Genomic DNA, 26,717 nt, shown 5'->3' on the forward strand with positions numbered 1-26,717 from the left:
GCGGTGACAGCGCAACCGTCCACGCCACGGCCCCCGTTGGCCACCGGCCGCCCGCGCGGGACGTAGCCGGCCCACCCCGGGAGCCCCGGCGGACCACAACGGGCCGCCACGGACCGGACCTGCAGACATTCCTCAGGGGGACACCCGCATGAGCACCACCGGCCAGCTTCCGAAGTTCTCCGCACCCGCTGCCGCCGGACCGTGCCCGCGCACGCTGACCACCACCGTGCCCAAGGAGTATGTACACAAGACGGCGCTGTCCGAAGTACTGCTCACCAGTTGGAAGGAGACGGCCCCCGACTTCCACGTGGTGACCGCGGAATGGCCGCGGACCCACACGTTCTACTCCTCCAGGAACCAGTTGCACGACCCCCTCCTGCTCGTCGAGACGATCCGCCAGACCATTCCGTTGCTCTCGCACCTCGCTTACCACGTGCCGTTCGGACACCAGCTGATCTGGGATCACTTCACTTATGCGCTCGACCCCGGCGCACTGCGTACCGAGACTGCCCCCACCGAGATCGAACTACGCATCGCCTGTTCCGACATCAAACGCCGTAAAGGCACGCTGAGCGCGCTGAGCATGGATGTCGAGGCGACGCGCGACGGTGTCCACCTCGGTACCGCGGTCGCCCGTTTCACCAGCCACGCACCGGCGGTCTACCGCCGCCTGCGCGGCGCGTACGGCGACGCCCGTGAGGCGATGGCCCGCGCCGTGCCGCTGCCGCCGCCGGTCGCGCCGCCGCGGGTGGCCCGCGCCCAGTACGAGAGCGTGATGCTCTCCCCCACGGACACCCGGAACCGCTGGCAGCTTCGTACGGACACCACCCATCCGGTCATCTTCGACCACCCGGTCGACCACGCCCCCGGCATGCTGCTGCTGGAGGCCACCCACCAGGCCGTTCACGCGGTACTCCATCCGCTGCCGGTGATACCCGTCGGCCTGAGCACGGTCTTCTCGCGGTACGCGGAACTGGACGCACCGTGCTGGATAGAGGCAACGGTACTCGGCCGGCCGGGGGCGGAACCGGAAGCGGGAAAGGGCTGCGATGCGGAGTCCGGGAGCGCGGAATTGCCGGACGGTTTCCCGGCCGGTACCGCGCCGCGAACCGACACTTCCGGACTTGTCCATGCGTGCGTCACCGGACACCAGAACGGCCACGAACTGTTCACCGCAACGGTCAGAGCCCGGCCGCTGAATACGGAATCGGCCATGTGACCGGGCCCGAGGGGCGGAGATTCGGACGGGAACCCGGACCGGAAACGGAAGGGAATCGGGAAGAGCCTCGGGACTGGTGCCGGGAAGGGCTCGGGACGGGCGGGGAATCGGATGCCGCAACGAGAGCGGTAACCGGAGTGGTAACAGGAGCGAAAATGTCCTGGATTCCTCATGAAACGCGCGCGAATTTCCCGTACGGGCCGATCGGTCACCGGCATGGAACCGGCTCCGGTAACGCCGGCCCGGACGGCCGCACCTCACACGTCATCCCGCTACGACTTCGGGAGATCCGCCGGACGTTCGGAGGTTCACCGGCTGTTCACCTCGCGGACACGCCGCCGTGATCCAGCCACCCTGCACCGTTCCGGCCACCTTGTTTGTTGTCATGAGCACGACGTACCAATTCTGCGGTCCAGACCAGACGCGCACCACACACCTCTCGGCCGTGAGCGGCTACTACCGGCCACGGAGCGCCTCCGAGCTGTGGCCATGACGGAAAGGATCAAGCCAAAGTGTCCGTTCGTGTCAGCGTTTGAGCCATCCCGCGATTGCGGGCCTTTGACGATCACTTGGTCTTTCTTTTACGTTCTAGGGAGCGGCACCCGCGCGCTTCGCGTGGCTGATCATCGCCGTTTTCCACCATCCCCTGCCTTCGGAGGCTCGACGGACATGGAACAGCTGATCAAGAAGATGGCCCAGGACGGCGTCTGGCGCGAGTGGGTGGCCCTGAACTCCCCGCGCGGAGCGGGCAAGGACGGCTGCATCAGCGCGACGGCGAAGTCCGGCTGCATCAGCGCGACCACGGCCGCGCCCAAGACGGGATGTATTTCCTGACCGGGCGCTGAGCCTTCCGGGCGGGGAGTTGGCCGGCGGCCCGCACACCCCCGGCCAACTTCCCGCCACTTCACGACTTCACGAGGTCCGGGCGCGCGACACCGGAGTTCCGTGGAATCCGCGGAACCCGCGCGTTCCGCACGCTTCATACGCTTTGGTACAGGTTCTCGTACGCCGCGACACCGATCACTCCCCGTCCGCCAGACAAGACAGACCTGAGGGTGACCATGGATGGCCAGCCGAGCCGGTCGGGACAGCCGACCGCCGACATCGTGAACCGGATAAGGGACATACCGATCTACCGCTCGTCGATAGAGCGGGGGCACTTCCCCATACTGGACAAGCCCGAGATCGCCCGGGGATTTCCGGACAACTGGATGACGCCGGTACTGGCCGACGCACTCGCCGCCGGCAAGGCGGAGTACGTGCTCTCCACAGGCACCAACCACGCGCGGATGCAGATCATCCGGCCGCCGTACTTCCTGCTGAACTCCTACTACCAGCTGTGGAGCGAACACCCGGACATAGCCGACACCTGGCGCGAGGGGTGCCGACGCGTCTCCCTCACCACCGTGCTGGCCACGGAGCACGTCGCGCGCGTCAACGCGAAGAAGCACGGCAGGACCTCGCCCGCGCCCGTACCCGACCTGGCGGACCGGCGCCTCGACGACCGCACCTTCTACGTCAACCTCACGCTCGACCCGGCTCATTGGGAGCGCGCGGACGTCGAACGGATGCTCGCCGAGATCCGTACGGCCCAGGAGGCACACCCACAGGGCCGCTACCACCTCGACTGCTCCAGCTACCACCTGGCGCACCTCGTGCGGAAGGTGACCGACTGGGATCTGTGGGACCGCTTCCCGCGGCCGGCGAGCATCGTGCACGCGTACGAGTACACGCCGGTGAACGTCCGGCGTTACCTCCACGAGCACTTCGACTGCCCGGTCATCGACCTGTTCGGCAGCACCGAACTGGGCTACCTCTACTACAGCGACCGGCACGGCCGGTACCACCCCTACCTCGACCGGATGAGCGTCGAGCTGGTCCCCGTGGAGCCGGGCAGCCAGATCTTCAGCATGATCGTGTCGAGCGTCCGGAACCCGTACATGCCGCTGATCCGTTACCGCTCCGGGGACTGCGCACGCACGCTGGACGGCACGCCCGACCCGGAGAAGATCTCCCGGTTCTGCGGCCGCGAAAAGGAGTTGCTGGCGTCGGCGCACGGCCAGGGCCCGGTCGCGCAGGGCGATCTCGACGACTGTGTCAGCGCGGCGTCGTCCCGCGTGTTCGTCCACCAGCTGCGCGTGCCCGCCGACCGGAGCCGCGCCGAGCTGCGGTACACGACGTTCGACGGCGCTCCCGTGGACGCGCCGGAAGCGGCCGCGCTGAGCACCGGAGTGGAGCGGCTGACGGGCCTCGCGTGCCGGGTCGAGCACCGCGCGCACATCCCGATCGGAAAGTCGGGGAAGTACGCGTGGCTGGAGCGGGAGCAGGCGGACGAGCCGTGAGTCGCTGAGCTGGGGCGGGGCCGGGGCGGATCCGGAGCCGCGACCGGAGCCGCGACCGGTCCCAGCCCACCTCCGGCCCTTCTCCGAAGCCCCTCCGACGCCCCGACGCCGTCCGACGCGCCGTCCCACCTCCGTACGGATCGCCCCGAGACCACGGGAGAACCATGACCACCCAGCCGCACGACCCGCACGCCCCCACGGACGGCCTCGTCGCCACCGACGGCCTCGTCACCACCGACGACCTCGTCACCACCGACGACCTCATAGCCCTGCTCGGCGAGCGCCTGCACACCGAAGTGGTGCGGCACTTCGTGGCGCTGGGCGACGCCGCGCCCGAGTACGTGGAGCGCCAGGTCACCGAGTGCCTGCGCTACCTCTACCTCGTCTCCCGCCACCGCGAGCAGCTCAGCGGCCTCTTCCTGCCCGTCGAGCAGGACATCGACGAGATCTGGCACTACCTGATCCTCCAGACGCGCGAGTACCGCGAATGGTGCGAGCAGCGGCTGCCGGGACGGTTCTTCATCGAGCACCGCAGCATCGGCTACGACGCGTACCAGCAGGAACCGGGCCGGGAGCAGGTGATCGAGGAGGCGCTGCGCTGGATACCGCTGTACGTCCGCGAGTTCGGCCCCTTCGACGAGGGCGCCCTGCCGCACTGGACGATCGTGCGCTTCCTGCACGACCAGCTGAGCATGTCGCTGCGGGACATCGCGGCGCTCCAGCCTGCCGGCGCGCCCTGAGCGCGCTTTCGGGACAGCCCGAGAACGAGGGAACGTACCCATGAGCGCTCGGCCCGGCACACCGGCCCCCCATGCCGCACCCCATGGCCCAGACGACGCGACCGTAGAGCCTCCGGAGGCCTCGGCGGCTTCGGCTGCCCCGGAGTCCCCGGAGCTTTTGGAGCCCCCGGAGCAGAGGCGGGTGCTGACCGTGCTCGCGCTGTCGCAGACGCTGAGCGGCGCCGGGCTGGCCGCGGGCATCACGGTGGGCGCACTGCTCGCCGAGGAGATGCTCGGCTCGACAGGGCTGGCCGGCCTGCCCGCGGCCCTGTTCACGGGCGGGGCAGCGCTCGGTGCCGTCGGCATCGGCCGGGTCTGCCAGCGCTGGGGCCGGCGGCCGGGCCTCACCGCGGGGTACGCGACCGCCGGTCTGGGCAGCCTCGGCGTCGTCATCGCCGCCGCCCTCGGTTCCGTATGGCTGCTGTTCCTCTCGCTCCTCGTCTACGGGGCGGGTACGGCGACGACCCTGATGGCCCGGTACGCGGGCGCCGACCTGGCCGCGCCCGCGCGCCGGGGGCGTGCGGTGAGCCTCGTCCTGTTCGCCACCACGCTCGGCGCGGTGATCGGGCCGAACCTGGTCGGCGTCACGGGCGATGTCGCGGCCGGCATGGGCGTGCCGCGCCTGGCGGGACCGTTCCTGCTGGCGGTGGTCGCGTACGCGGCGGCGGCCGTGGTGCTCGGGCTGTTCCTGCGCCCGGACCCGCTGCGCCTGGCGCGGGACCTCGCGGCGGCACAGGCCCAGGGCGCTACGGAAGACGCCCCGGACGGCACCGCGGCTCCTTCGGACGCGGCTGAGACCGCGGGCGGCGCCTCCGCGGCCCGCGCCGACACCCGCAAGGTCGTCACCGGCACCGCCGTCATGACCCTGACCCAGCTCGTCATGATCGCGATCATGACGATGACGCCCGTCCACATGCGGGCACACGGCCACGCCACCGAGGCCGCCGGGCTGGTCATCGCCCTGCACGTGGCGGCGATGTACCTGCCGTCCCCCCTCACCGGCATGCTGGTGGACCGGGTCGGCCGGCTGCGCGTCGCGGCGGCCTCCGGCATCGTCCTGCTCGCCGCCGGCACCCTCGCCGCGCTCGCACCGGCGCACTCCGTACCGGCGCTCGCCACCGCCCTCGTACTCCTGGGCATCGGCTGGAACTTCGGCCTCGTCAGCGGCACCGCCATCGTCACCGACGCCGTACCGCTGGCCACGCGCGCCTCGACGCAGGGCCTGGTCGACGTGGGCATCGCCGTCGCGGGCGCGACGGGCGGCATGGCGTCGGGGCTGGTCGTGGCCACGGGGGGCTACTCCACGCTGGCGCTGAGCGGGGGCATCGTGGCGCTGGGCCTCGTACCGCTGCTGGTGCTGGGCGGGCGTCGGAAGCGTACGGATACGGGCACGAGCTCGGGCTCGGACACGGCTGCGACACCTGCACCGGCTACGGTTCCGTCTTCCCCCGCCGCGCCCCCGGGGGAGCAGGCATGAGGTACTTCAGGATCCTCACGGGCCGCGCAGGGTTTCCGCAGCTCCAGACCCGTCCGGACACCGCCGGCCACCCGGCCCACTACACGGCTTCCAACCGCCCGCACAGCCCGCCGGGTGCCGGGCCGGTCCGTACGGCGGCCCGCGCGGCGACGCGTACGGCGGCGCGTACGGCCACCACCACCGAAGCCGCCACCACGGCGCGAGCCCGTATGCGGACCGCTGCCCGTGTACACTCCCCCGCCCGACGACGGCCTCAGCACACGCAGAACACCCGAAACCCCCAGAACTTCCGCAACACCCGCGCATCCCGAACAACCCGAAACAACCGCACCCCCCACCGCACCACCACCCCCCGCCACTCCCTCGGCATCCTCAGCGTCCTCGGCATCTTCGCCGTGGCCCTGACCCTGCTCTTCTACGGAACGGCAGCGGCCAAGGGCGGCAGGACCACGTCCCTCGCGGCCGCCGGCGCGGCGCCCGTACAGGCCCCCGAGCCCACCCCCACCCCGGCGGCTCCCCCAGGCGCGCACGGCACCCCCACCCAGGTGTCCCCCGCCCAGGCCAACTCCTCCACGGGCATCCAGTACCGGCGCGACAACGAGCGCGACCCCGGGCGGGAGAAGGACAAGGACCGTAACCAGGCACGTCGTTGCACGCGGGCCGCGCCGGGCGCGCCGTCCCCGTACCGCCGCCCGCTGCCACCGCACCCCTGCGCGGCACGGTCCTACCCGACCGCCGCCTTCTTCCCCTCCCACAGGGGCACCGCCGCCACACTCACCACGTCAAGACCAGGCGTGGCCACCCGCCCCGCCCTGCACTGTCTGCACTGCGTCTTCCGCTGCTGACAAGTCCTGCCGGGGCTTCCTGCTCCGCACCAGTCGAACGGGTTCTGCCATGCCCTCAATGGCACCACTTACCGACCAGCAGGAGACATTCCCACGTGGAAACCTTCATCGAACACGCGCGTTCCTTCAACGCCCGCATCGCGGGCGCGCACGAGGAGCGTGAGACCTACCAGCGACTCGCCGACGGCCAGTCACCGCTCGCCCTGTTCATCACCTGCTCCGACTCACGGATCATCCCGTCCCTGATCACCGGAGCGCTGCCGGGCGAACTCTTCGAACTGCGTACGGCGGGCAACGCCGTACCCGCGCACCGGCCGGACATGCCCGCCAGCGCGGAGGCCGCCACCATCGAGTACGCGATGCGGGTACTGCGCGTCGCGGACATCGTGGTCTGCGGTCACTCGCACTGCGGGGCGGTCGGCGCCATGGCGCGCCGCGAGGACCTCGCCGGCGCTCCCGACGTACGCGCCTGGCTGACCCAGCAGCTCTCCGCCGAGCTGCCCAGGGACGAGGCACCGACGGTCGCGACCGCGGTCCAGCGGCACGTCACCGAACAGCTGGCACGGCTGCGCCAGTACCCCTGCGTACGTGAGCGCGTCGACGCCGGCGAGGTGAACCTGCACGGCTGGTACTACGAGGTCCACACCGGCCTCGTCTCGGCGCACCAGCCCGACACCGACACGTTCCTCCCCCTCTGACGGCGAAGGCGCCCTCCATGACACCGAAATCGACCCCGGGCACGGCCACGGACGTGACCACGGGAGTGACGACTCCCCCGTCGGCGCACACCACCACGGACGCGCCCCCCACCCCCAAAACCACTGGTACCTCCAGCACCCCCAGCACCCCCAGCACCTCGAAGAAAGGCTCCTCCCCCCGCTGGCCCCACCTGCGCGCGGACTTCACCGCCTCCCTCGTCGTCTTCCTGGTGGCCTTGCCCCTGTGCGTCGGTGTGGCCGTCGCCTCCGGCGTACCGGCCGAACTCGGCCTGATCACCGGCATCGTCGGCGGCCTGCTCACCGGCTTCCTGCCCGGCAGCAGCCTCCAGGTCAGCGGCCCGGCCGCCGGGCTGACCGTCCTCGTCTTCGAAGCGGTCAAAGAATTCGGACTCGGCACGCTGGGCGCGATCGTCCTCGTGGCGGGCCTGCTCCAGCTCGCCATGGGGGCCCTGCGCCTCGGCCGCTGGTTCCGGGCCATCTCGGTGGCCGTCGTCCAGGGCATGCTGGCAGGCATCGGCCTCGTCCTGATCGCCGCACAGCTGTACACGCTCACCGACGCCAAGGCCCCCGGCAGCGGGCTCGCCAACCTCGGCGGCCTGCCCGGCCTGGTCACCGGCACCGCCGGCTCGGGAACGGCCCTGACCGCCTTCGCGGTCGGCGCGGGCACCATCGCCGTCCTGGTGTTCTGGCCCCGGTGGAAGCGCGCGGCCCGCATCCTGCCGGCCCCGCTCGCGGCCGTGGCCCTGGCCACGCTCGCCGTCCTCGCCCTCGACCTGCCCATAGCCCGCGTCGAGGTCCAGGGCCTGCTCTCCTCGATCCAGCCGCCGGGCGGATCGGACTTCGCCCAGCTGGCGGGCATCGGCGCGATCGGCACCATCCTCGCCTTCGCGCTCATCGCGTCCGCCGAGTCCCTGTTCAGCGCGGCGGCCGTGGACCGGCTCCACGACGGACCGCGTACGAACTATGACAAGGAGCTGATGGCCCAGGGCGCGGGCAACACCGTCTGCGGCATCCTGGGCGCCCTGCCCATGACCGCGGTGATCGTCCGCAGCTCCGCGAACGTCAGCGCCGGAGCCCGTACGAAGGCCTCGCGCGTGATGCACGGCGCCTGGCTGCTGATCTTCGCGGCGGCCGTCCCGGCGGCCCTGGGCATCATCCCGGTGGCCGCCCTGGCAGGCGTACTCGTCCACGCGGGCTTCAAGCTCATCCCCGTACGCGACTTCGCCCCCCTGTGGCGCGAACACCGCGGCGAAGCGGTGGTCCTCGCCGCGACCGCCATCGCCATCGTGGTCACCAACATGTTCGAGGGCGTCCTGATCGGCCTCCTCCTGGCCGTCGCCAAGACCGCCTGGGAGACCTCGCACGTCCACCTGGAGATCAGCGGCCTGGACGCCCCGTCCACCGAACCCGTCCAGGTACGCCCCCTCGGCAACGCCACCTTCCTCCGCCTCCCCAAGATCCTCGACCAGCTAGAGGCCCTCCCCCACGACCGCGAAGTCACCCTCGACCTCTCCGGCCTACGCCACCTCGACCACGCCTGCGCCACCGCCCTCACCGCTTGGACCACCCACCGCTCCACCCCCACCAACTCCTCAACCCCCGACAACCCGGCCCACGCCCCCTAATCCCACCCGTGGGCACGCGGCCTGACCCACTCATGGGCACGCGCCCTGACTCCACTCATGAGCACGCGGCCGCCCCGGCTACTGGCCACTGACGCGTCCGCGTACATCACCCCCCGAGGCGCCCACACCCCCGACCAGGGGCGTGGGCGCCTCCCACTTCCCTGACCCCCGACACGCCCCCCTTTGCGACCCCGGCCGAAGACACCCCTCCCCACCACCCACCCCCCATCCGCTACCCTGTCCAAAGCTGCCCACCAGCAGCCCGGCCGCGCGCCCACCAGGCGCCGACCACTCCCCGCCTCCGTAGCTCAGGGGATAGAGCACCGCTCTCCTAAAGCGGGTGTCGCAGGTTCGAATCCTGCCGGGGGCACAGTGAAGCAGCAGGTCAGGCCCCCTCTCGTATGCGAACGGAGGGGGCCTGTGTCGTGATCAGAGCCCGCTGAGAGTCCACATCCCCACAGATACGCACCGGCGTGTCACCCGTTCGAGGGTTGGACCGAGCGGCATTGCCGCGTAGAGCGCTGGTCACGAGAGGGGCGGGCGGGCCTTCCCACGCCGCGCCTGTCAGCTGCCGGCGCCACGAACGGTACGTCGACTCCGGCCCGCGCGGGCGCCCCTTCAATCCGGCTGCCGTGCCGGGCTTGCCGTTTCCCCCGGCCCACTGTTCGAGTTCGCGGGCCTTGGCCGTCTGCCTGCCGTTTTCCAGCTTCGAGATCTTCGACGGTGCCCACCCGCAACGCTCTGCCAGCAGGTGAGGTGGCGGATGTCCTCACCCGCAGCAATGTTGAAGCGCGTCCGGTGCAGCTGAGCGGAGCTGTCGATGCTGCACCTCCGCAGTTGCCGGGACGGTGCGGACTTCCACGACGGCAGGCAGCGACACCGTTCCAGCCCCCTCAAGGACCTGTGCCAGAGGCCACTCGGACAGGGAAAACGCAACTTCGACAGGGCTCGCGGAGGCAGCTACCTTCACCTGGTCTTCGGCGGTCGCGAACGGTCGCACAGGGGTTCTTTCAGGCCGAGCCACCCGCGACGGGTGAGTTGGCACGCCCCACGAAATCCTCGCCCCATGCGTAAGCCACCGAACCAGGTCCACATCAGGCCCCCCCAATCAGGGAGAGACGCATGCCCCAACTTGCTCTGTACACATTCGGCGTCCTGAAGTCACCGCTCGCCGATCCCGCACCTCTCACGCGCGAACTCCACGACCGCGGCAAGGCCGTCTACCGGAAGATCAGCCAGCACCCCGGATACCTCGCTCGGGCTGAAGCGGCAGGCGGCGGCCGGGGCACCCACTTCGACTTGGACTGGGGTGCATGGGGCGAGTTCGCCGTACCGACCTGGTACGGCAAGGGCCGTACGGTGGAAACCATTGCCCTGGACACGACCCTCTCACTCTGGACCGACCTGCGCCCCGCCTTCGACGCCATCTACACCGGTCTGCACCGCGAGGCGCTGAACAGGCGTTACGACTGGTTCGAAAGGACAGGACACCCGAGTTACGTGTTCTGGTGGGTCGCCGACGGCACGATACCCACTTGGCAGGACGGGGTTTCCAGGCTGGAACACCTCCACGGTCACGGCTCCGCGCCGCACGCCTTCACCTTCCACCACTCGTTCGCCCCGGACGGAACTCCGACCAGGACCAGAGGCATTGGACCGAAGAGCGACCAGGTTGGCTGACAAGAGAGCCTGAACGGCTGGGTTCGCTGTCGAACGCCTCGATTGAATGACGGCGAACACCGTTCGGCCTCCGGACCAGGAGGAAGACAAGCAACTTGGGCGGCTGGCTGCGGCAGGTACCTTTCTTGGCCGCCTTTTGTGCGCCTCACCGCCCTCTGGCTCACCGCAGAGGCGCATCACCTGGTGCGGCTCGGGGAGCAAACTGGCCAGGGCGTCGTGTGCTGCCAGGCTGCGGGCCGATGCTCATCGTTCATGGTTCATGGCGTGTCACTCCGACGGGTACGCGCGCACAGCCGACGGCAGAAACACATCCTCCGCCGGGGACTGGGGTGGGTCGCGAGGCGAAGCGACGGGTCGGTCAGGGGCGCTGTACGGCGGAGGTGTCGAGCGTGCCGTCGATGAGCTGCCGGCACACCTTGGTCAGGGGCAGCCGGTGGGCGCGGGCGTGTTTGCGCAGGGCGTCGAACGCCTCGTCGAGGGTGGTGTTCCAGCGTTCAGTGAGGATGCCCTTGGCCTGCTCGATGACGACGCGGCTGGACAGGGCGGCCTTCAGCTGGGCCCGCTCGATGTTGCCGTGCACGATGGTGCGGTGCTGCAGGATGGCGATGGTCGCCACATCGGTCAGCGCCTGCGCTATCCGGGTGTCGCTGTCGCTGAGGTTCTGCTCGCGGGCATCGAAGAGGTTCAGGGCGCCCACGACCTGCTGGCGCAGCCGCATCGGCAGCGCGTGTGTGGTGGCGAAGCCCGCTTGGCGGGCGCGTGCGGCGAACCGCGGGAACGCGGCGGTCTGGACGGGGGAGGTGAGACTGATGTCGAAGTGGGCGGTGCCGCTGCGGTGGCACTCCACGCAGGGGCCCTGGTCGGTCTGCAGGGCGAAGAGTTCCAGCAGGCGGGTGTGCTCGTCAGAGGCGGCGATCAGCTGCAAGGTGCCGTCCGGGGCGGCAAGCATGATGCCCACGGCCGTCACGTCCAGCAGTTCGTTGCAGCGGTCGCACAGCTTGTGCAGGAAGTCGATCAGGTCGAAGTCGTCGACGAGGGTGTCGACGGCCTCGACCATGGCCGCCAGCAGGCGCTCTTCACGTGTCATGGCCCTTCAGTCCCTTCACCGGCAGCAGTGTCCGGCCGGTCCTCATCATCTCGAAAGCTCAACCGCCGGGCCACCACGTCGTCGGCGACCTCCGCCACCGAGCGCCCGTGGCGGAAGGCGTGGGCCCGCAGCCGAAGCAGGGCCTGGGCCAAAGTCACCCCGGCCTGCACGCTGACCATGCCGCTGGCCTGGTGGACGGCGGCATGGTAGAAATCCGGGCTCCCCTCCCCGGCGGCGAAAGCGTCCTGCTGCGGGCCCCCCTTCAGGAGCACGGCGGTCAGGGCGTTGGCCACCAGCCACGCATCGGTCATCGTGGCGTCCGCCAGCGGGCCGGGCGCCGCGCGTTGCAGGGTCAGGGTGCCCAGGCAGGCGGAGCCGACCGGCAGCGGGAAGCAGAAGACCGCGCCGATGCCCAGTGCCTCGGCCTCGGGCAGCCACGCGGGCCACCGGCCGGACGGGACGCGGGACAGGTCCGGCGCCAGCACCGGCGCGCAGCAGGCGCTCACCTCCGGGCCGGGGCCCTGGCCCAGCATGAACTGTAGGTCCTCCAGCCGCTCGCTGGCACCTGTGGTCGACCACAGCAGTTCGCTCAGGCCGCTGCTCGTCGTCACGGAGACGGCGACGCCGTCCACCCGCAGCACCCGCGCGCACAACGCGGCATCGGCACCGATCAGGCCCGTGTCACCGCCAGAGGGATGCAGACTCCCCAGTACGGCGGCCAGATCATTGCCGGTGCCCACCGCTGCTCACCTCCCGGCCCCCCCGCCCTCCTGCCCGGGGGCAACCGCACCCCGCTCGCAGGGACAGATTCCCGAAAGACTTCAGTCTAGGCAGCCCGACGGCGGGTACACCGCTAGCACCTGCCACCGGCGTCGACAATGGTCAGTCCGGCCGTCTCGGGTGTGGAACCGGCAGAGATGAGGATGCCAGCTGTGGCACGCCGGGCCACATACCGAGCCCCCGATGACCGCCCGCGGCCGGATGGCGTCGTCTGGTCTATGACCAGGCCCCCATCGGGCTCCTACTGCGCCTGACGCCCTTGCCGGATCGGTTCCCCGCTATGCCGGCATCGATGCCGCCTGGCGTGAGCGCCTCGTCGGCGGCAGGCAATCAGGCGCGCCGGAAGAAGGTCGTCGCGGACAGGCCGTTCCTGGTGCCTCCTCCCGGCAGGAAGGGCGGCCGGCTATCGCCTCCACACACGCTGAAGGGCTTGCGCGGCGTGCCAGAAATCAGTCGGCCCGGTCCGCCGACGGCTCTACCCTTGCCTCATGGCCCATGGAAAGACCTCTTATGTTTGCCTGCCTTGCCGGGCCTCGTACAAGCAGCCCTACCCCGGCTACCACGACCACGACCGGGTCTGTCCACGCTGCGCCGGACCACTGATCCACGTCGGCTCCGCCTTCGCGGCGCCCAAGAGGCGGGACACCGCCGCTTGGCGCACGCTCTCCGTGCTGCTGCACGCCGGTGTGCGTTTCCACAAGAGCTGCTGCGGCGGCCCCGGCTACCGCCCGCGCACCCTCAGCGAGGTGCGCGAGCGGATGGCCTACGCCCGGGCCACCGGCGAACCGTTCGCGCGGGCGCTGGTCCGCCGCGAACTGCACTAGCAGCCCGGCCCCAGGGAGAGCCCTCCGTTACACCGAGATGCGTCCCCTGTTGTCACGCGCAGCACGCATCAGGCACACACCACCGCCCATCACGACATCACGCCTCGGCGTCCTCTGTGGCGTCGGCCGCCTGTACACGTGAAGTCCTCGGACAAGGTCGGTAGTTACTTCGGGTTCGAGGACAGGCGCGTGCGGTGGCCAAGGGGTGACTAGGGCTCGGTGGGTGGTGGGGTGGTGAGGTGGGTGGCCAACTGGTGGGCGGGGGCACTGGGGTTGGCGGGGTGGAGGAGTTCGGTGCGGTGGAGTAGGCGGGGGTGCGTCACCGGGACGGGGTTGGTGTTGAGGGTGGCGGCCAGGGAGAGGGGTAGTGCGGCGAGGCCGTGGCCGGCGTTGGTCAGGGCGGCGAGGCTGTGCAGGTCGGTTCCGTGGTGGCGCATACGGGCCTGGAAGCCGTCGGTGCGGCATACGGCGCGTAGCCGGTCGAGGGGGACGGCGGTGGCCGGAGCGTCGATCCAGTGAGCTTGGGCCAGGTCGGTCAGGCGTACCGAGTCGCGCCGCGCCAGGGGGTGGTCATGGGGGAACAGCACGGCCAGCGGCTCCTCGGCTGCGGCGAGGGTGGCGGTGGAGCCGAGGTCGGGCAGGGGCAGCGGGTCGCTGGGGGCGGCGACGCCGTCGACGAGGCCGATGTCGGCGTGTCCGGTGAGTACGTCCTCGATCACTGCCTCACGGCTCAGTACGCGTACCTCCAGCTCCAGGGGGTGGGAGGACGTACGTAGCTCGGCCAGCGCATGCGCTACCGCGGGGCCGAGGGCGGCGGGCGAGCAGGCGAGGGCCAGTCGGGTGGAACGGATCTCGCGCAGGCGCGCGATGTCGGCGCGCGCCGCGTCCAGGCGTAGTAGTACGGCGGGGGCGTGTTCCATCAGCCGCGCTCCGGCCGGGGTGGGTGCTACGGGGCGGCGTTCGAGCAGTCGGGTGCCCAGGTCGGTTTCGAGGGCCGCGATGTGCTGGGAGACGGCGGACTGGGTGTAGCCGAGGGCTGTGGCGGCGGCCGAGAACGAGCGGTGGTCGAGGACGGCGACAAAGGTGCGCAGGAGATGCGGGTCCATGGGTTCAAGCATCACCGACGAGCATCAGTAAGGCTTATGGAGGGTGCATGGATCATTGTTGGACGCGATCCACGCGCGGCGGCAGGATCCTGGGCATGGCATATACCGCTCGTATCGCTCTGGTCGGGGACCGCTCCGAGGCCGTTCGGTCCCATGTCCGCATTCCCGGCCTGCTCGACGCCCTCCGTGTACGTGACGGGCTGGATCTGGACGCCTATTGGATTTCCAGTGAGGACGCTGGGCAGGGAGTGGGCGAATTTGATGCGGTGTGGGTGCTTCCCGGCAGTCCGTACCGCAGTGAGGCCGGTGTGCTGGCTGCTATTCGGGCGGCGCGTGAAGGCGGCGTACCGTTCTTGGGGACGTGTGGCGGCTTTCAGCACGCGTTGTTGGAATTCGCTCGGAATGTGTGCGGCCTGGCTCGTGCCGGTCATGCCGAGAACGAGCCGGAGACCACCCCGGAGGAGGCCGTCGTCGTGCCGCTGGCGTGCTCGCTCGTCGGTCACGAGGGCATGGTCGAGGTCGCTCCCGGCTCACGGGCCGCCCGGCTGATCGGCTCGGACCGCACACGGGCCCGCTACCACTGCAATTACGGGCCCAATCCGCATCACCTCGGTGTCCTGCGCGAGCACGGACTGGCCTTCAGCGGTACCGATGAGTCCGGTCATGTCCGTATCGCCGAACTTCCCGGGCATTCCTTCTTCCTGGCCACTCTCTTTCAGCCGGAACTGGATGGAGGAAGCGGCGGTGACGGTGCTGGCAACCGGGTGCATCCGCTGATCGCGGGGCTGGCGAGGGCGGCTGTCGAGCATGCAGCGGACCGCCGTTACCGGTGAGGGCCGAAAGGGTCGCCGAAGGCATTCAAGGGTTCGCGGTGGTGAGTTGTTCTATGCGTTCGGCGAAGCCGGCGGGTGGGAGGGGGAGGTCGAGGTCGGGATTGTCGGTGAATTGGATGGCACGGGAGACGTAGCCGACGACGGCGGCCGGGGGCGGGGGTGTGCCGGAGTCGCGGGCCACTTCGAGGGTGATGGCCCAGGAGATGAAGAGGTCGTAGGCGTCGGCCGGGGGGCGGGTGCGGGCGGGGCGGTCCGGGTCGGCGTGGGCATGCCACCAGTGGGCCTCGCCGACCTCCGCCAGGGAGAGGTGGTGAAGGTAGAGGCAGTACGCCGCGGAGGTGTCGCCGGCGCCGGCGGCGTACTGCCACCAGAAGCGGGCGGAGTCCTCGCGGCCGGCCAGTTGGAGAACGCAGGCCAGTACGCGGGCGCCGTCGGGTTCGAGGACGCGGCCCCCGATGAAGACGGACATCTGGTGCAGGGCGTCCGGTTCGCCGACGACGAGAGCGCAGAGGCGCTGGAGATCCTTGGCGGCGTCGTGCATCTGGCGTTGTCCGGTGGGTTCGCCGCGCTCGCCGGGCGTGCGGTCGCGGCCTAGGGCGGCTTCTACGCGTGCCTGTACGGCGGCGTCGAAGGAGAGGGCACCGTACAAGACACGATGGGCCACGCGGGTGGTCAAGCGGGCTTCCGCGGCGGCCAGTTCGTCAGCGGTGTATGAGGGTGTGTCCAGGCGCGCCTTGCGCAGGATCCTGTCGAGTTCAGTCCGCGAGGCGGACATCATCTTCCCCTTCCCCCAGGCCGAACGCCTGGCGCAGTCTGCGGCGTGCGTGGCGGGTGGTCGAGCGGACGCCGGCCTCGGTGATGCCCATGAGGCGCGCCGTCTCCTTGGTGGCGTACCCGAGTGCGTAGCGCAGCAGCATGACGTCGCGCTGGCGCTCGGGCAGGGCGGTGATGGCCTGGTAGAGGGTGAGGGATTCCTCCAACTCGCCTATCGGGTCCAGGGAGTGGCGCAGGGAGTGCGTTTCGAAGGCGGCCACGTCGACGACGACCGGGCGGCGGCCTCGGGCCCTGGCGTGGTCGATGGTGCGGTTCTTCACGACGCGCCAGGCGTACGCCTCGGGGACCGGCTGTTCGAGGACGGTGCGCCAGCAGAGCGAGAGCTGCTCGAAGGCGAGGTCAACGGCTTCTTCGGCGTCCGCGCGGGACTCCAGGTGGAGTTCGGCGTACCGGATGTAGCCCGCGCGGTAGAGCTGGTGGAAGGCGCGGAAGTCGGGGGGCAGTCCGATGGCGGTGGGTGCCTTGGGGGGCGTTGGAGCGGGTGTGGTGCGGATCGGCCGGGGAGGCGCCTTCGGGGGGCTTGGGTAGTGGTCGGCCATCGGCTCGTGGTCGGACATCAGCGCTCGCCCTCCTGGAGGTCCTGGTCGCGCTGAAGGCCGTGAGGGGAGCTGCGGTCGGGCGTGCGGTGGGTGCAGGCGCGGGTACGCGGGTGCGTGCGGGCGCTCGTACCCGTACGCGTGAGTTCGGAGACGCCCGCCAGCACCTGGGCGGCGGCGAGACGGCGCAGCAGCAGCCGTATGTCGGCGCTGAACACGCGGAGTACGACGGCGGCCACGGCCCAGTCACGTACGAGATCAAGGTTCACGGAACCCTCGGTCCCTCCAATCGGGATGGACGGTGCCTGCTCGTCCCGGCACCGGAGAGCCAGTACGGGCTCTCTGACCGCAATAGCGTTCAGGAGTGCTCAGTCGTGCAACGAAAGAAGGCAAATTTTTACGGAGAGCTACTGGCCGGTTACTCCTGTTCGAGTGGAGGGGAGCGGGAGCCCGAGGGCGCGAGCCGTCATGAGGAGCGGGTGCGGCCTCTTCGGGGACGCTGGGAGCGGGGAGTCGAGCAGCGCGGGCACCAGTAACCGTCGCCCCGGCAGTACGTCCACCCCATGTCCGCGATGTGCGGGGCGGCCGCCTTGGCGCTGTGGAGGAGGTGACCGAAGAGGTCCGTCTCGATGTCCGGCGGCTGGTCCGGGACGACCAGGTCGAGGACGGCGCGGGCGTCACAGCCCAGGCGGTCGCACAGCAGGAAGAACCGTACGGGCCCCGGCGGCTCGCCGGCGGTCGTGAGACTCATGCGCTCACTTTGGTGGAACGCGGAGGCGGGGGCGGGGGGTTCGGCGTAACCCGCCCCCGGTGGTTGGCACTTGGGTGCCGGGGGAGCTTTTGGCGGTCGGGCCCAGATCTCAGGCGGGAGCGTGGGTGAGGTCGGGGCTCCACCAGGTCGCGGTCGGGGACCAGACGCGGATGCCGGTGGGCGGGGCGCCGATGGCGGCGGCGTCGAAGCGGCGGCCGCGGTGGGACGGGTCGGCGGCGACGGTGATGAAGTCGACGGTACGGGTGGACGGAGTGGGCCGGCCGGTTACGGTCCGGACCGTGGCGTACGCGGTGGCGCCGGGCGCAAGGCGGTACGGGGCGCTCCCGGTGGGCGGGTCGGGCTCGGCGGCACCGTCCAGGTCGCCGAAGGTGACGGTCGGGACGCGGTCGATGACGCAGGGCCTGGCGGTGCGGTTGGTGACGCTGATGCGCAGCACGTCGAGGCGTTGGGGGGTGAGGACGGAGGCCTTGATCGCCAGGGCGGAGGCGGAGTCCGGGCAGCGGGGGGTGGTGGGGGTCTTTGCTGAGGCTGTGGGGGCGAGGGTGGTGAGAGTAGTGAAGGTTACGAGGGTGGCTGTGAGGGTGGCGAGGAGGGCCGGGGCGGTCCTGGGCGAGTGGCGGCGCTTCGGGTGGGTGGCGTGAGTGGAGTGGTATGAGTGGCTGTGGGCGCGCATGTGGTTCTCCGTCCTGTGAAGGTTTTGGCGGCGGAGGTGCGGAGGGGCCGCGGCCTGGGGGTCATGGAAGGGCGCGGGGCGCGATATGTGATGTTCGTCGTCGTTCTGTGAGACGGGCGGACGGCGGATTTCGTTGTACGGCGGCGGGTGTGCGGTCCTCCGGGGCCGCGTGGGCCCGTACGGGAGTAGCAGAGGGTGGCGATCCGGCGCGGAGTTATCCACAGGGCTGAGCGCGGGTGGCGGGATTACTCGTACGCTGCTGGCATGAGCGAGGTGGAGATGGCTTCCGGTGCCGGGGAAACCGAGGACGACGTCAGTGGCGCGCTGGGCGTGCTGCGGCGGGTATTCGGGTACGACGCGTTCCGCGGGGAACAGCAGTCGATCATCGAGCACGTCATAACGGGCGGCGACGCGGTCGTGCTGATGCCGACCGGCGGCGGAAAATCCCTGTGCTACCAGATTCCGGCGCTGGTGCGGCCCGGCGTCGGGGTGGTCGTCTCACCGCTGATCGCGTTGATGCAGGACCAGGTCGACGCGCTGCGGGCGCTGGGGGTCCGGGCCGGGTTCCTCAACTCCACGCAGGACCTGGACGAGCGGCGGCTGGTGGAGGCCGAGTTCCTCTCCGGAGAGCTGGACCTGCTGTATCTGGCGCCGGAGCGGCTGCGGGTCGAGCAGACGCTGAGCCTGCTGGACCGGGGCAAGATCTCGCTGTTCGCGATCGACGAGGCGCACTGTGTCGCGCAGTGGGGCCACGACTTCCGGCCGGACTACCTCGCCCTGTCCATGCTCCGGGAGCGGTGGCCCGAGGTCCCGAGGATGGCCCTGACGGCGACGGCCACGGAAGCCACGCACCACGAGATCACCTCGCGGCTGGGGATGGAGAACGCCCGGCATTTCGTGGCCAGCTTCGACCGGCCGAACATTCAGTACCGCATCGCCGGAAAGAGCGACCCGAAGAAGCAGCTGCTGGAATTGCTGCGCACCGAGCACGCCGGTGATGCGGGCATCGTGTACTGCCTTTCGCGGGCGTCGGTGGAAAAGACCGCCGAATTCCTGGTGCAGAACGGCATTACGGCACTCCCCTATCACGCGGGGCTGGAAGCGCGGACGCGCGCGGAACATCAGGCCCGCTTTCTGCGTGAGGACGGGGTGGTGGTCGTCGCCACCATCGCGTTCGGGATGGGCATCGACAAGCCCGACGTACGGTTCGTGGCCCACCTCGACCTGCCGAAATCGGTGGAGGGGTACTACCAGGAGACGGGGCGCGCGGGGCGGGACGGCCAGCCGTCCACGGCGTGGCTGGCGTACGGGCTGCAGGACGTGGTCCAGCAGCGGAAGATGATCGACGGCTCGGACGGGGACGACGCCCACCGCAGGCGGCTGTCGGCCCACCTGGACGCGATGCTGGCGCTGTGCGAGACGGTGGAGTGCCGTCGGGTGCGGCTGCTCGCCTACTTCGGGCAGGAGAGCAGCGCGTGCGGCAACTGCGACACGTGCCTGACGCCGCCGCAGACCTGGGACGGCACGATCGCCGCGCAGAAACTGCTCTCCACGGTGGTGCGGCTGCAGCGCGAGCGGAAGCAGAAGTTCGGTGCCGGGCAGATCATCGACATCCTGATGGGACGGAAGACCGCGAAGGTCATCCAGTTCGATCACGACCAGCTCAGCGTCTTCGGCATCGGGGAAGATCTGCGGGAAGCCGAATGGCGGGGCGTCATACGGCAGTTGCTCGCGCAGCGGCTCATCGCGGTGGAGGGGGACTACGGCACGCTGGTGCTCACCGAGGCGAGCGGTGAGGTGCTGCGGGGGCAGCGCGAGGTGCCGATGCGGCGCGAGCCGGAGAAGGCCGTGAAGGCCAAGGCCGCGAAGGCGGCCAAGGGGCGGCGGGCGGCGCCGGTGGACCTCCCGGAGGAGGCGGTGCCGGTGTTCGAGGAGCTGCGGGCCTGGCGGGGGCGTACGGCCAAGGAGCAGGGCGTACCGGCGTACGTGATCTTCCACGACGCGACGTTGCGGGAGATCGCCACCGCCCGGCCGTCGAGCGTGGGCGAGCTCGGCTCCGTGAGCGGAGTGGGCGAGAACAAGCTGGCGAAGTACGGCGAACAGATCCTGGCCGTGCTCTCGGACCAGGCGGCACCGCCACCGCCGGCCGGGAGCGTGGAGGGGAAGGAGCTGGATGAGGAGCTGGACTGGGGGGAGCCGCCGTTCGAGGAGGAGTGAGGGCCCGGCCCGGGAGGGCCGAGGGCTGGGCCGGCGCGGGTTCAGGGGCCACTGCGGGTGCGGACCCGGCGCGTACGGACGCGGTACGCGTACGGACCCGGTACGCGTACGGACCCGGTACGCGTACGGACCCGGTACGCGTACGGACGCGCGTCTGGTGGCCAGGCGCGGATGCCGGGCCGGGTGTGATGAGGGCCCCGGCGCAGGTGCGGCCTGCCTCGCTGCGCACCCGGGCCCGAGCGCGCACGCGGCGAGCCGTGGCAAGGCGCGCGCCGGGGCGGGCCCAGATCAGTCGGGCGCCCGGGGCGGCCCTGGACAGTCGGCGGCCCAACCTTGATCAGTCGGCGCTCCGGAGGCCGGCCCTCAGTCGGGGTCTCAGCCCTGGCCAGTCGGGGTCTCAGCCCTGGGCAGTCGGCCGTTCCAGGGGCCGGCCCAGGCCAGTCGGCGGCCCGGGCCAGCCCTGCCCGATCGGCCCCCGGGGTGCCAGCTCTACCCAGCCAGACTTCGGCCCTGACCAGCCAGGCCCCGGCCCCGGCCGGTCAGCTCCCCAGCTCTGACCAGTCGCCCCCAGGCCCCGGCCCTCCTCAGTCAGGAAAGGTGAACCCCAGTCGATCATGCAGCGCCTGGGTCTGTTCGGGGGTGGCCAGGACCATGATGCTGTCGTAGCCGCGGTGGGGCTTGCGTTCGAAGTCGAGGTGGTGCCAGGTGCGGGGGTCGTCGTCGTGGGCGGTTTCGGCGATGGCTTCGCAGGCGGCGCCCTGGTCGAAGTAGTCCTCCGCGAGGTGGTCGGCGGGGATGGACACGGGCTTGCCGTCCCGTTCGAACTCCAGCTGGTCCAGGCGGCCGCCCTCGAAGTCGCCCTCGCCCGCGACGAGCCGGACGTTGCTGATCTCGCCCCGGTCGCCGGCGACCCTGGCGGCGTCCTCCAGCAGAGTGGCGTAGTCGTAGTAGATCGAGTCGATGTCGTCGGCGTGAACCGAGACCGCCACACCGAATTCTTCGAGGGCGCTCGCCGCCTCGTAGTGCTCCTCCAGCGGCTCGTCGGCATAGTTTGCCGCCTCTTCGAGAGCACTGTGCATCTGCTCCTCGGACACCATGCCGATCTCGTGCAGGAGCGCGCCGATACGGGTGTACGTCATCGATGAAACGTTCGACATGCGGGGGACCTTGGCAGACGGTCGCCCTTCGTGCATCCGCTTCCGCTTCGGCCGTCCTGGTGGACACTTCGCACGCCGGGTGATTGCGGGCGGTTCCGGGAATTGCCGCGGAGGGGGTGGGTATGGGGCGAGAGTTGATGTGAGGCCGGACCGGAGTGTGGGGGGCTGATGAGGATTCAGGTCAGGCTGGACGAGGCGGAGAGCGACCTGGAGTTGCGGTCGCTGAGCGAGTGGCTGGCGGACGATCCCGCCGTGGGCCGGAGCGCGGACGTCTCGCTGCGGACGCGGGAGAACAGGTCCGGGGAGATGGGGCTGGCGTTCGAGGCCGTACAGCTGATCGTGGACAGCGCGTTCCAGCTGAGCAGTCTGGCCATCGCCATCGACGGCTGGCGAAGGGCGTACGCGGCGCGCCCCAAGATCACGGTCGAGCGCGACGGCGTCCGGGTCAGTTTCGCCACGTCGGACACGGACGGTGCCCGGAGCGTCCTTCGCGCGTTGGAGGAGTTGGAACGGGCGAGCGGCCCCGGCGACGCGGCAGGCGCGGGAGATACACGCGAGGAAGCGGCGCGCCCGGGGGAGGCGAGCGAAGGCGGGACGCATGCGGGCTGAAGAGCCCGGACCGACGGATGCGAGCCGACGAGTCCCGACCGACGGGCACGGGCCGATGAGCCCCGACCGACGGACACGGGCCGATGAGCCCCGACCGGCGGGTGCGGACTGAAGAGTCCGGACCGACGAGAGCGGGCCGACGAGTGGGGGCTGACGGAATGGGTGGAGTCGGGGGAGTCAGGGGAGAGGCGGGAGCGGCGTTCGATCCCGCGGAGTCGGCTTGCGTGATCATCGGGGTGGACCGGTACGCCAACCTGGCCCCGCTGCCCGGGGTGCGCAACAACCTCAAGGCGCTCAAGGCCGCGTTGACCGACCGGACCATCGGGGGGATGCCCAGGAAGAACTGCCGGATCGTGCCCAATCCCCGTACGGTCACCGCGGCGCTGAAGCCCATCGAGGAGGCGGTACGGGCCGCTCACGACACCCTGATCGTGTATTACGCGGGTCACGGCTTCCTCGACTCGCGTCAGGAGGGCCTGTACCTCACGTTGCCCGGTACGGAGCCGGGGAAGGTGCACAGCGGCATCCCGTACACCTGGCTGCGCAGTGCACTGGGCACCCGTACGCCGCCCAAGCGCCGGATCATCATCCTCGACTGCTGCTACAGCGGCAGTGTCATCAGGGGCATGTCCGCCGGGACCATGGCCGGCACCATGTCGGCGGCGGCCACGCAACAGGCGTCCAGCAAGCTGGGCGAGGCGCTGTTCGAGGGCATGGACAGCCTGGAGGGCGTCTCGTACCTGCTCACCTCGACGCCCTGGAACGTCGAGGCGCTGGCGCCGGAGGGTGAGGAGCACACCGCCTTCACCGGGGAGTTCCTGCGGGTGCTGCGGGAGGGGATTCCCGGCCCGCGACCGGCGGCGTACGACGCGACGGCACAGACCGGGCCGGGTGCCACGCCTCCGGCGGCCGGGCCGGGCGGCACCGCCACGGATGCGGCCTCCGCGCCGGGCGGCACCACCACCCCTCCCGCGCCCCGGGCTACCGCCTCTGCCACTCCCCCGCCTCCCAACCACCTCAGCCTTGAGGCGATCTACCGGGAAGTCCGCCGCGCGCTCCGCGAGAAGAACCGTCCGCTGCCCCAGCAGCAGGCTCAGAACGGCATCGAGAAGCTGCCGTTCGTACGGAACCGTGCGGCGCACCCGGCTCCCCCGCCGGGCGGGGCCGGCGCCGGTCAGCCTGGCCACCCCGGCCAGGGTTCGCACACCGGCCGAGCTGAATGCACCACAGACATCACAAACGTCACAGCCACCACTGGCGTCCCAGGCTCCAGCTACACCACCGACCCCACACCCCCCGATCCCGAAGCCGCCAGAACCCGGCGCGTCCGCCGTCGCGCGCTGATCGCCACGCTCTGCGTCGCGGTGGTCGCGGTGACGGTGCCGTCCGCCGTGTGGTGGCAGTCGCGGGACGACGAGCCGTCCTCCGGCGTCTGTTCGAACGACGTGGCGCTGATCGGGCACAGTGACGCGCTCAACGGCGTCGAGTACGAGGCCGCCGTACCGGTCGACGGGCTGTCCGGGCTGGCGATGGCCGGCCCGGCCCGGGCCTGGGCGCTGGCCGACAACCCGCCGGGCCGGATCTTCGACCTCGACCTCGGTACGTCGGGCGCCTCGCCGCCGGACGTACGCGCCGTCCACATGCGCACGCTCCGTCCCACCGGTGGCGGCCGTTTCGACGGCGAGGGCCTGGTCCTGGAGAAGGGCGGGCGTACGGTGCTGGTCGCCTCGGAGGCGGGCCCGTCGATCCGCAGGTTCCGGGTGTCGGACGGCGTGCAGACGGGCCGTATCGAGTTGCCGCGCAACCTGGTGGAGTGGTCCGGGCCGGAGAATCTGGAGGCGCTGGGCGCGTCCCCGGACGGCCGGTATCTGTACGCGGGCTTGGAGGCGCCGCTCTTCCACGACGGCAAGGCGCGCGGCCGCAGCCTGCTGCGTATCCAGCGTTTCAAGGGGACGCCAGGGGGCGCGTACGTGCCGGACCGGCAGTTCGCCTACCAGTCGGCGGCCGGGCTGCGCGTGTCGGAGCTGGTGGCGCTGGGCGGCGACCGGCTGCTCGTCCTGGAGACCAACCACGCCGACGGCCAGGGCAACGCGGTGCGGATCTTCGGGGCCGACCTGAGCCGTGCGAAGGACGTCTCGAAGGTCGCGTCGCTGCAGACCGAGCCGGTCGACGCGTTCGCGAAGAAGTGGGAGCCGGTCGACCTGGTGACATGCCCGCGAGGGGGCGCGGCGGCCGCTCAGCCGCAGGTGAACCCGCTGCTGGAGAACGCCGAGGGGATGGCGCTCGGCGCCGCGCCGCTGGCCTCGGGCCCGTACAAGGGGCGGATGCCGCTCTTCCTCGTGTCGGACAACAACAACAGCCCGCACCAGATCACCCGGGTGTACGCCCTGGCGGTCCGGACCGGTCGGGCTGCGTCTGGGTGAGCCGGAGGACGGCGCGCGCGCCACCGTCCGGGGCGTTGGTGAAGTGCAGTTCGATACCCAGGACGGCCGCCTGGCCGACCGCGATGGTCAGGCCCAGGCCGTGTCCCTTGCCGCGGCCCGGTGCGTCGGTACGGAAGCGCTGCGGGCCGCGGTGGAGCAGGACGTCCGGGAATCCGGGCCCGTGGTCGCGGACTTCCACGACGGGCACCGGGTGCGGGCCGCCTCGGTGCGCTTCGTGTTCGTCGTACGGCGTGCCGCCGCCCCCTGGAGCCGTACCGGACGGTGGCACGGAAGGCTGCGGCGCGGAGGGTTGCGTCACGGAGGGCCGCGGCACGGAGGATGGCGGCACCGCCTCCTCCCCGCCCGGTACGTCCACGGTCACCACCACCGGGGGCCGCCCGTGCCGGTGGGCGTTGAGGACCAGGTTGCACAGGATGCGGTCGAGGCGGCGCCGGTCCGTCCGTACGACCGCGTCCCGCACGACCCGTACCTCGGTGTCGAGCCCCGTGGCCCGCACCGAACTCCGGACCAGCGCGCCCAGCTCGTATTCGGCCAGGTCGGGGCGCTCCGCACCGGAGTCGAGCCGGGAGATCTCCAGCAGGTCCTCGGTGAGCCGGTGCAGCGCGCGCAGCCGGTCGTTGATCATCTCTTTGGGGCGGCCCTCGGGCAGCAGCTCGGCCGAGGCGAGGATGCCGGTCAGCGGGGTACGCAGTTCGTGGGCGACATCGGCGGTGAAGCGCTGCTCGGCCTGGAGGCGGCCCTGGAGGGAACCGGCCACCGAGTCCAGCGCCGCGGCCACCGCCGCCACCTCGTCCTGCGCCCCCGGCCGGGCCCGCCGCCCCTCCCCCTCGGTGCCGACCCGCGCGTCCAGGTCTCCCGCGGTGATACGGCGCGCGACGGCCGCCGTGGTGCTCAGCCGGCGGCTGATGCGGTGCGCGAGGAACAGTCCGGCGAGGGCGACGGCGGTGGCGGCGAGGACGGCCGACCCGAAGATCGCCGTGTCGAGATTCTCCAGGGAGCGGCGGGTGTTCTCGTACGGGGACCAGACGGCCATCACCTGGTCGCCGGCCGGTGCGGCCGTCCACATGACGCGCTGCCCGTGGTACGTGCCGACCATGCTGCCGCGTCGGTCGCGATGGACCAACGTGCGCAGTGGCGCGGGGAGTTCGGCGGGGTCGAGGAGGGAATTCAGGCCCTCGCGGGAGGTGCCGTACTCGTACAGGTCCAGCGCGTCGTCGAGGTCGGCGAGGGTCTCCTTCCGTACCTGGCCGACGGTTTGACGGGCGACGGCGTTGTGGACGAGTACGCCCAGTACGACGGCGACGGCGCAGCACACCGCCGTGACGGTGAGCGCGATCTTCCAGCGGAGGGAGAGCGCCGGGAGCCCCGGGAACGCCGGGCGGGTCATGCGGGTCTGCCCATGGGGCCCGGAACGGCCGCGGCGGGCGCCGGAGTCTTCGACGGCGGCGGGCTCGACGCCGTCGTGGGCAGCGGGTTCTGCGGGGCCCGGTAATCGTCCAGGGTGAGGTCCCACAGGCCCATCCGGCTGCCGTCCCACACGTAGTCGGTGACGCTGACGTAGCGCGGGTCCTTGGTGGGCTCGCGGACGGCGAGGTGGCCCGCGGCCAGTTCGACGCCCGCGAGCACGGCGCGCATCGCCAGGACGCGCGTCACGACCTGGTTCCGGACGCTGTAGACGCGCAGCAGGCTGGAGCGCGCGTCCAGGTCGACCGCGCTGATCAGGTCGGGTTTCCCGTCGTCGGTGAGGTCGTGGAAGACCGGGCTGCGTACGGCGTCCGGGGCGGGTGGCCGGCCCCCGTCGGCCGCGAAGTCCGCCCGGACGACGGCCGCCGGATCGGCGTCCTTCATGTCGCCGGAGGGGATCCGGGCGAGGCCCGGCACGGCCCGCTGGTCGCCGGGGTCCTCGTCGCGGACGCGCGGCGCGGGCGTACGGTCCGCCCACAGGGCCAGTGGCGCCTTCACGTTCCGCGCCCGCCCGTCGTCGTGCAGGCCCGCGACGCCCGCACAGCCCGCCACCAGGGCGAGCGGCAGCAGCACCACGGACGGCGCCACGGACGACGCCACCACCGAGAGCGTCCGGCGCCGCACGGCCCACCACCTTTCCGCTACGGACACACAGCTACGTAACAGGACAAAGTTACCCACAGTGGGGGCGCGCG

Annotated in this window: 25 protein-coding genes and 1 tRNA gene; 15 read left to right on the forward strand and 11 right to left on the reverse strand. The window is 70.9% G+C overall.

Features of this window, described 5'->3' with window-relative positions:
* The first annotated feature begins 148 nt into the window (after positions 1-148).
* From ACZ4Z1_RS04625 to ACZ4Z1_RS04670, 10 genes are all read left to right on the forward strand, one after another.
* Positions 149-1,219, forward strand: a complete 1,071-nt coding sequence (locus ACZ4Z1_RS04625) for a ScbA/BarX family gamma-butyrolactone biosynthesis protein (protein WP_468485107.1) — start codon at positions 149-151, stop codon at positions 1,217-1,219.
* A 669-nt stretch (positions 1,220-1,888) separates the two neighbouring features.
* Positions 1,889-2,053 (forward strand): hypothetical protein, encoded by a 165-nt coding sequence (locus tag ACZ4Z1_RS04630; RefSeq protein WP_468485108.1) that lies wholly within the window; start codon positions 1,889-1,891, stop codon positions 2,051-2,053.
* Positions 2,054-2,280: 227 nt separating this feature from the next.
* Entirely contained in the window at positions 2,281-3,561 is a 1,281-nt protein-coding gene (locus ACZ4Z1_RS04635) for a hypothetical protein (RefSeq protein WP_468485109.1), read from the forward strand.
* A 164-nt stretch (positions 3,562-3,725) separates the two neighbouring features.
* A complete protein-coding gene (locus tag ACZ4Z1_RS04640; RefSeq protein ID WP_468485110.1) occupies positions 3,726-4,301 on the forward strand; it encodes a glycine-rich domain-containing protein in 576 nt (191 codons plus the stop codon).
* Between the two features lie 190 nt (positions 4,302-4,491).
* The gene (locus tag ACZ4Z1_RS04645) at positions 4,492-5,817 is read left to right on the forward strand and encodes an MFS transporter (RefSeq protein WP_468485412.1); all 1,326 of its coding nucleotides are present in this window, start codon (positions 4,492-4,494) and stop codon (positions 5,815-5,817) included.
* On the forward strand, positions 5,814-6,662 hold the full coding sequence (locus ACZ4Z1_RS04650; protein ID WP_468485111.1) for a hypothetical protein: 849 nt from the start codon (positions 5,814-5,816) through the stop codon (positions 6,660-6,662). Before ACZ4Z1_RS04645 ends, ACZ4Z1_RS04650 begins: the two co-directional genes overlap by 4 nt.
* A gap of 95 nt (positions 6,663-6,757) precedes the next feature.
* Entirely contained in the window at positions 6,758-7,360 is a 603-nt protein-coding gene (locus tag ACZ4Z1_RS04655) for a carbonic anhydrase (protein ID WP_468485112.1), read from the forward strand.
* 17 nt (positions 7,361-7,377) lie between these two features.
* Positions 7,378-9,006, forward strand: coding sequence for a SulP family inorganic anion transporter (locus ACZ4Z1_RS04660; RefSeq protein ID WP_468485113.1), 1,629 nt, complete (start codon positions 7,378-7,380; stop codon positions 9,004-9,006).
* 297 nt (positions 9,007-9,303) lie between these two features.
* Positions 9,304-9,376: transfer RNA gene (locus ACZ4Z1_RS04665), tRNA-Arg, on the forward strand.
* Between the two features lie 752 nt (positions 9,377-10,128).
* Entirely contained in the window at positions 10,129-10,686 is a 558-nt protein-coding gene (locus ACZ4Z1_RS04670; RefSeq protein WP_468485114.1) for a DUF3291 domain-containing protein, read from the forward strand.
* A gap of 358 nt (positions 10,687-11,044) precedes the next feature.
* On the opposite strand, the gene ACZ4Z1_RS04675 is transcribed toward ACZ4Z1_RS04670, so the two are convergent.
* Both ACZ4Z1_RS04675 and ACZ4Z1_RS04680 read right to left on the reverse strand, forming a co-directional pair.
* Positions 11,045-11,773 carry an ANTAR domain-containing protein gene (locus ACZ4Z1_RS04675; RefSeq protein ID WP_468485115.1) on the reverse strand — a complete coding sequence of 243 codons (729 nt, stop codon included), beginning with the start codon at positions 11,771-11,773 and terminating at the stop codon, positions 11,045-11,047.
* Positions 11,770-12,513, reverse strand: coding sequence for an ANTAR domain-containing protein (locus ACZ4Z1_RS04680; RefSeq protein ID WP_468485116.1), 744 nt, complete (start codon positions 12,511-12,513; stop codon positions 11,770-11,772). The genes ACZ4Z1_RS04675 and ACZ4Z1_RS04680 overlap by 4 nt, the downstream gene beginning before the upstream one ends.
* 528 nt (positions 12,514-13,041) lie before the next feature.
* Here ACZ4Z1_RS04680 and ACZ4Z1_RS04685 point away from each other — a divergent pair.
* The gene (locus tag ACZ4Z1_RS04685) at positions 13,042-13,377 is read left to right on the forward strand and encodes a deoxyxylulose-5-phosphate synthase (protein WP_468485117.1); all 336 of its coding nucleotides are present in this window, start codon (positions 13,042-13,044) and stop codon (positions 13,375-13,377) included.
* A gap of 209 nt (positions 13,378-13,586) precedes the next feature.
* On the opposite strand, the gene ACZ4Z1_RS04690 is transcribed toward ACZ4Z1_RS04685, so the two are convergent.
* On the reverse strand, positions 13,587-14,483 hold the full coding sequence (locus tag ACZ4Z1_RS04690; protein WP_468485118.1) for a LysR family transcriptional regulator: 897 nt from the start codon (positions 14,481-14,483) through the stop codon (positions 13,587-13,589).
* Positions 14,484-14,578: 95 nt separating this feature from the next.
* Between ACZ4Z1_RS04690 and ACZ4Z1_RS04695 the strand changes: the two genes are divergently transcribed.
* Positions 14,579-15,316 (forward strand): CTP synthase C-terminal region-related (seleno)protein, encoded by a 738-nt coding sequence (locus tag ACZ4Z1_RS04695; RefSeq protein WP_468485119.1) that lies wholly within the window; start codon positions 14,579-14,581, stop codon positions 15,314-15,316.
* A 25-nt stretch (positions 15,317-15,341) separates the two neighbouring features.
* Here ACZ4Z1_RS04695 and ACZ4Z1_RS04700 read toward each other — a convergent pair whose 3' ends face one another.
* The 5 genes from ACZ4Z1_RS04700 to ACZ4Z1_RS04720 form a co-directional block, all read right to left on the reverse strand.
* Positions 15,342-16,091: a hypothetical protein gene (locus ACZ4Z1_RS04700; protein WP_468485120.1), complete on the reverse strand. Its 750-nt coding sequence runs from the start codon at positions 16,089-16,091 to the stop codon at positions 15,342-15,344.
* Positions 16,072-16,707 (reverse strand): RNA polymerase sigma factor, encoded by a 636-nt coding sequence (locus ACZ4Z1_RS04705; protein ID WP_468485121.1) that lies wholly within the window; start codon positions 16,705-16,707, stop codon positions 16,072-16,074. The genes ACZ4Z1_RS04700 and ACZ4Z1_RS04705 overlap by 20 nt, the downstream gene beginning before the upstream one ends.
* Positions 16,707-16,955 carry a hypothetical protein gene (locus ACZ4Z1_RS04710; RefSeq protein WP_468485122.1) on the reverse strand — a complete coding sequence of 83 codons (249 nt, stop codon included), beginning with the start codon at positions 16,953-16,955 and terminating at the stop codon, positions 16,707-16,709. Before ACZ4Z1_RS04710 ends, ACZ4Z1_RS04705 begins: the two co-directional genes overlap by 1 nt.
* Positions 16,956-17,152: 197 nt before the next feature.
* A complete protein-coding gene (locus ACZ4Z1_RS04715; RefSeq protein WP_468485123.1) occupies positions 17,153-17,437 on the reverse strand; it encodes a hypothetical protein in 285 nt (94 codons plus the stop codon).
* A gap of 109 nt (positions 17,438-17,546) precedes the next feature.
* A complete protein-coding gene (locus ACZ4Z1_RS04720; RefSeq protein ID WP_468485124.1) occupies positions 17,547-18,131 on the reverse strand; it encodes a DUF4232 domain-containing protein in 585 nt (194 codons plus the stop codon).
* Positions 18,132-18,395: 264 nt separating this feature from the next.
* On the opposite strand from ACZ4Z1_RS04720, the gene recQ reads away from it, so the two are divergent.
* The gene (gene recQ, locus ACZ4Z1_RS04725; RefSeq protein ID WP_468485125.1) at positions 18,396-20,348 is read left to right on the forward strand and encodes a DNA helicase RecQ; all 1,953 of its coding nucleotides are present in this window, start codon (positions 18,396-18,398) and stop codon (positions 20,346-20,348) included.
* Positions 20,349-20,932: 584 nt separating this feature from the next.
* Here recQ and ACZ4Z1_RS04730 read toward each other — a convergent pair.
* Positions 20,933-21,505, reverse strand: a complete 573-nt coding sequence (locus ACZ4Z1_RS04730; protein WP_468485126.1) for a hypothetical protein — start codon at positions 21,503-21,505, stop codon at positions 20,933-20,935.
* A 168-nt stretch (positions 21,506-21,673) separates the two neighbouring features.
* Here ACZ4Z1_RS04730 and ACZ4Z1_RS04735 point away from each other — a divergent pair, with 168 nt between their 5' ends.
* Entirely contained in the window at positions 21,674-22,114 is a 441-nt protein-coding gene (locus ACZ4Z1_RS04735; protein ID WP_468485127.1) for an effector-associated constant component EACC1, read from the forward strand.
* A gap of 224 nt (positions 22,115-22,338) precedes the next feature.
* Positions 22,339-24,537 (forward strand): caspase, EACC1-associated type, encoded by a 2,199-nt coding sequence (locus ACZ4Z1_RS04740; RefSeq protein ID WP_468485128.1) that lies wholly within the window; start codon positions 22,339-22,341, stop codon positions 24,535-24,537.
* Here the strand turns inward: ACZ4Z1_RS04740 and ACZ4Z1_RS04745 are convergent.
* Both ACZ4Z1_RS04745 and ACZ4Z1_RS04750 read right to left on the reverse strand, forming a co-directional pair.
* Positions 24,485-25,945: a sensor histidine kinase gene (locus ACZ4Z1_RS04745; RefSeq protein WP_468485129.1), complete on the reverse strand. Its 1,461-nt coding sequence runs from the start codon at positions 25,943-25,945 to the stop codon at positions 24,485-24,487. The two genes, ACZ4Z1_RS04740 and ACZ4Z1_RS04745, sit on opposite strands and share 53 nt — an antisense overlap.
* Positions 25,942-26,646 (reverse strand): hypothetical protein, encoded by a 705-nt coding sequence (locus ACZ4Z1_RS04750; protein ID WP_468485130.1) that lies wholly within the window; start codon positions 26,644-26,646, stop codon positions 25,942-25,944. The genes ACZ4Z1_RS04745 and ACZ4Z1_RS04750 overlap by 4 nt, the downstream gene beginning before the upstream one ends.
* Positions 26,647-26,717: the final 71 nt, after the last annotated feature.

This window comes from Streptomyces sp. NPDC030165 (assembly GCF_055573595.1).

Excerpts from the sequence above, each read along its gene's own strand:
- ACZ4Z1_RS04650 (WP_468485111.1), top strand. The coding sequence starts at position 5,814 with ATGAGGTACTTCAGGATCCTCACGGGCCGCGCAGGGTTTCCGCAGCTC.
- ACZ4Z1_RS04690 (WP_468485118.1), bottom strand. The coding sequence starts at position 14,483 with ATGGACCCGCATCTCCTGCGCACCTTTGTCGCCGTCCTCGACCACCGC.
- ACZ4Z1_RS04720 (WP_468485124.1), bottom strand. The coding sequence starts at position 18,131 with ATGCGCGCCCACAGCCACTCATACCACTCCACTCACGCCACCCACCCG.
- ACZ4Z1_RS04625 (WP_468485107.1), top strand. The coding sequence starts at position 149 with ATGAGCACCACCGGCCAGCTTCCGAAGTTCTCCGCACCCGCTGCCGCC.
- ACZ4Z1_RS04695 (WP_468485119.1), top strand. The coding sequence starts at position 14,579 with ATGGCATATACCGCTCGTATCGCTCTGGTCGGGGACCGCTCCGAGGCC.
- ACZ4Z1_RS04745 (WP_468485129.1), bottom strand. The coding sequence starts at position 25,945 with ATGACCCGCCCGGCGTTCCCGGGGCTCCCGGCGCTCTCCCTCCGCTGG.
- ACZ4Z1_RS04630 (WP_468485108.1), top strand. The coding sequence starts at position 1,889 with ATGGAACAGCTGATCAAGAAGATGGCCCAGGACGGCGTCTGGCGCGAG.
- ACZ4Z1_RS04735 (WP_468485127.1), top strand. The coding sequence starts at position 21,674 with ATGAGGATTCAGGTCAGGCTGGACGAGGCGGAGAGCGACCTGGAGTTG.
- ACZ4Z1_RS04715 (WP_468485123.1), bottom strand. The coding sequence starts at position 17,437 with ATGAGTCTCACGACCGCCGGCGAGCCGCCGGGGCCCGTACGGTTCTTC.
- ACZ4Z1_RS04675 (WP_468485115.1), bottom strand. The coding sequence starts at position 11,773 with ATGACACGTGAAGAGCGCCTGCTGGCGGCCATGGTCGAGGCCGTCGAC.
- ACZ4Z1_RS04670 (WP_468485114.1), top strand. The coding sequence starts at position 10,129 with ATGCCCCAACTTGCTCTGTACACATTCGGCGTCCTGAAGTCACCGCTC.
- recQ (WP_468485125.1), top strand. The coding sequence starts at position 18,396 with ATGAGCGAGGTGGAGATGGCTTCCGGTGCCGGGGAAACCGAGGACGAC.
- ACZ4Z1_RS04700 (WP_468485120.1), bottom strand. The coding sequence starts at position 16,091 with ATGTCCGCCTCGCGGACTGAACTCGACAGGATCCTGCGCAAGGCGCGC.
- ACZ4Z1_RS04705 (WP_468485121.1), bottom strand. The coding sequence starts at position 16,707 with ATGTCCGACCACGAGCCGATGGCCGACCACTACCCAAGCCCCCCGAAG.
- ACZ4Z1_RS04730 (WP_468485126.1), bottom strand. The coding sequence starts at position 21,505 with ATGTCGAACGTTTCATCGATGACGTACACCCGTATCGGCGCGCTCCTG.
- ACZ4Z1_RS04660 (WP_468485113.1), top strand. The coding sequence starts at position 7,378 with ATGACACCGAAATCGACCCCGGGCACGGCCACGGACGTGACCACGGGA.
- ACZ4Z1_RS04685 (WP_468485117.1), top strand. The coding sequence starts at position 13,042 with ATGGCCCATGGAAAGACCTCTTATGTTTGCCTGCCTTGCCGGGCCTCG.
- ACZ4Z1_RS04640 (WP_468485110.1), top strand. The coding sequence starts at position 3,726 with ATGACCACCCAGCCGCACGACCCGCACGCCCCCACGGACGGCCTCGTC.
- ACZ4Z1_RS04635 (WP_468485109.1), top strand. The coding sequence starts at position 2,281 with ATGGATGGCCAGCCGAGCCGGTCGGGACAGCCGACCGCCGACATCGTG.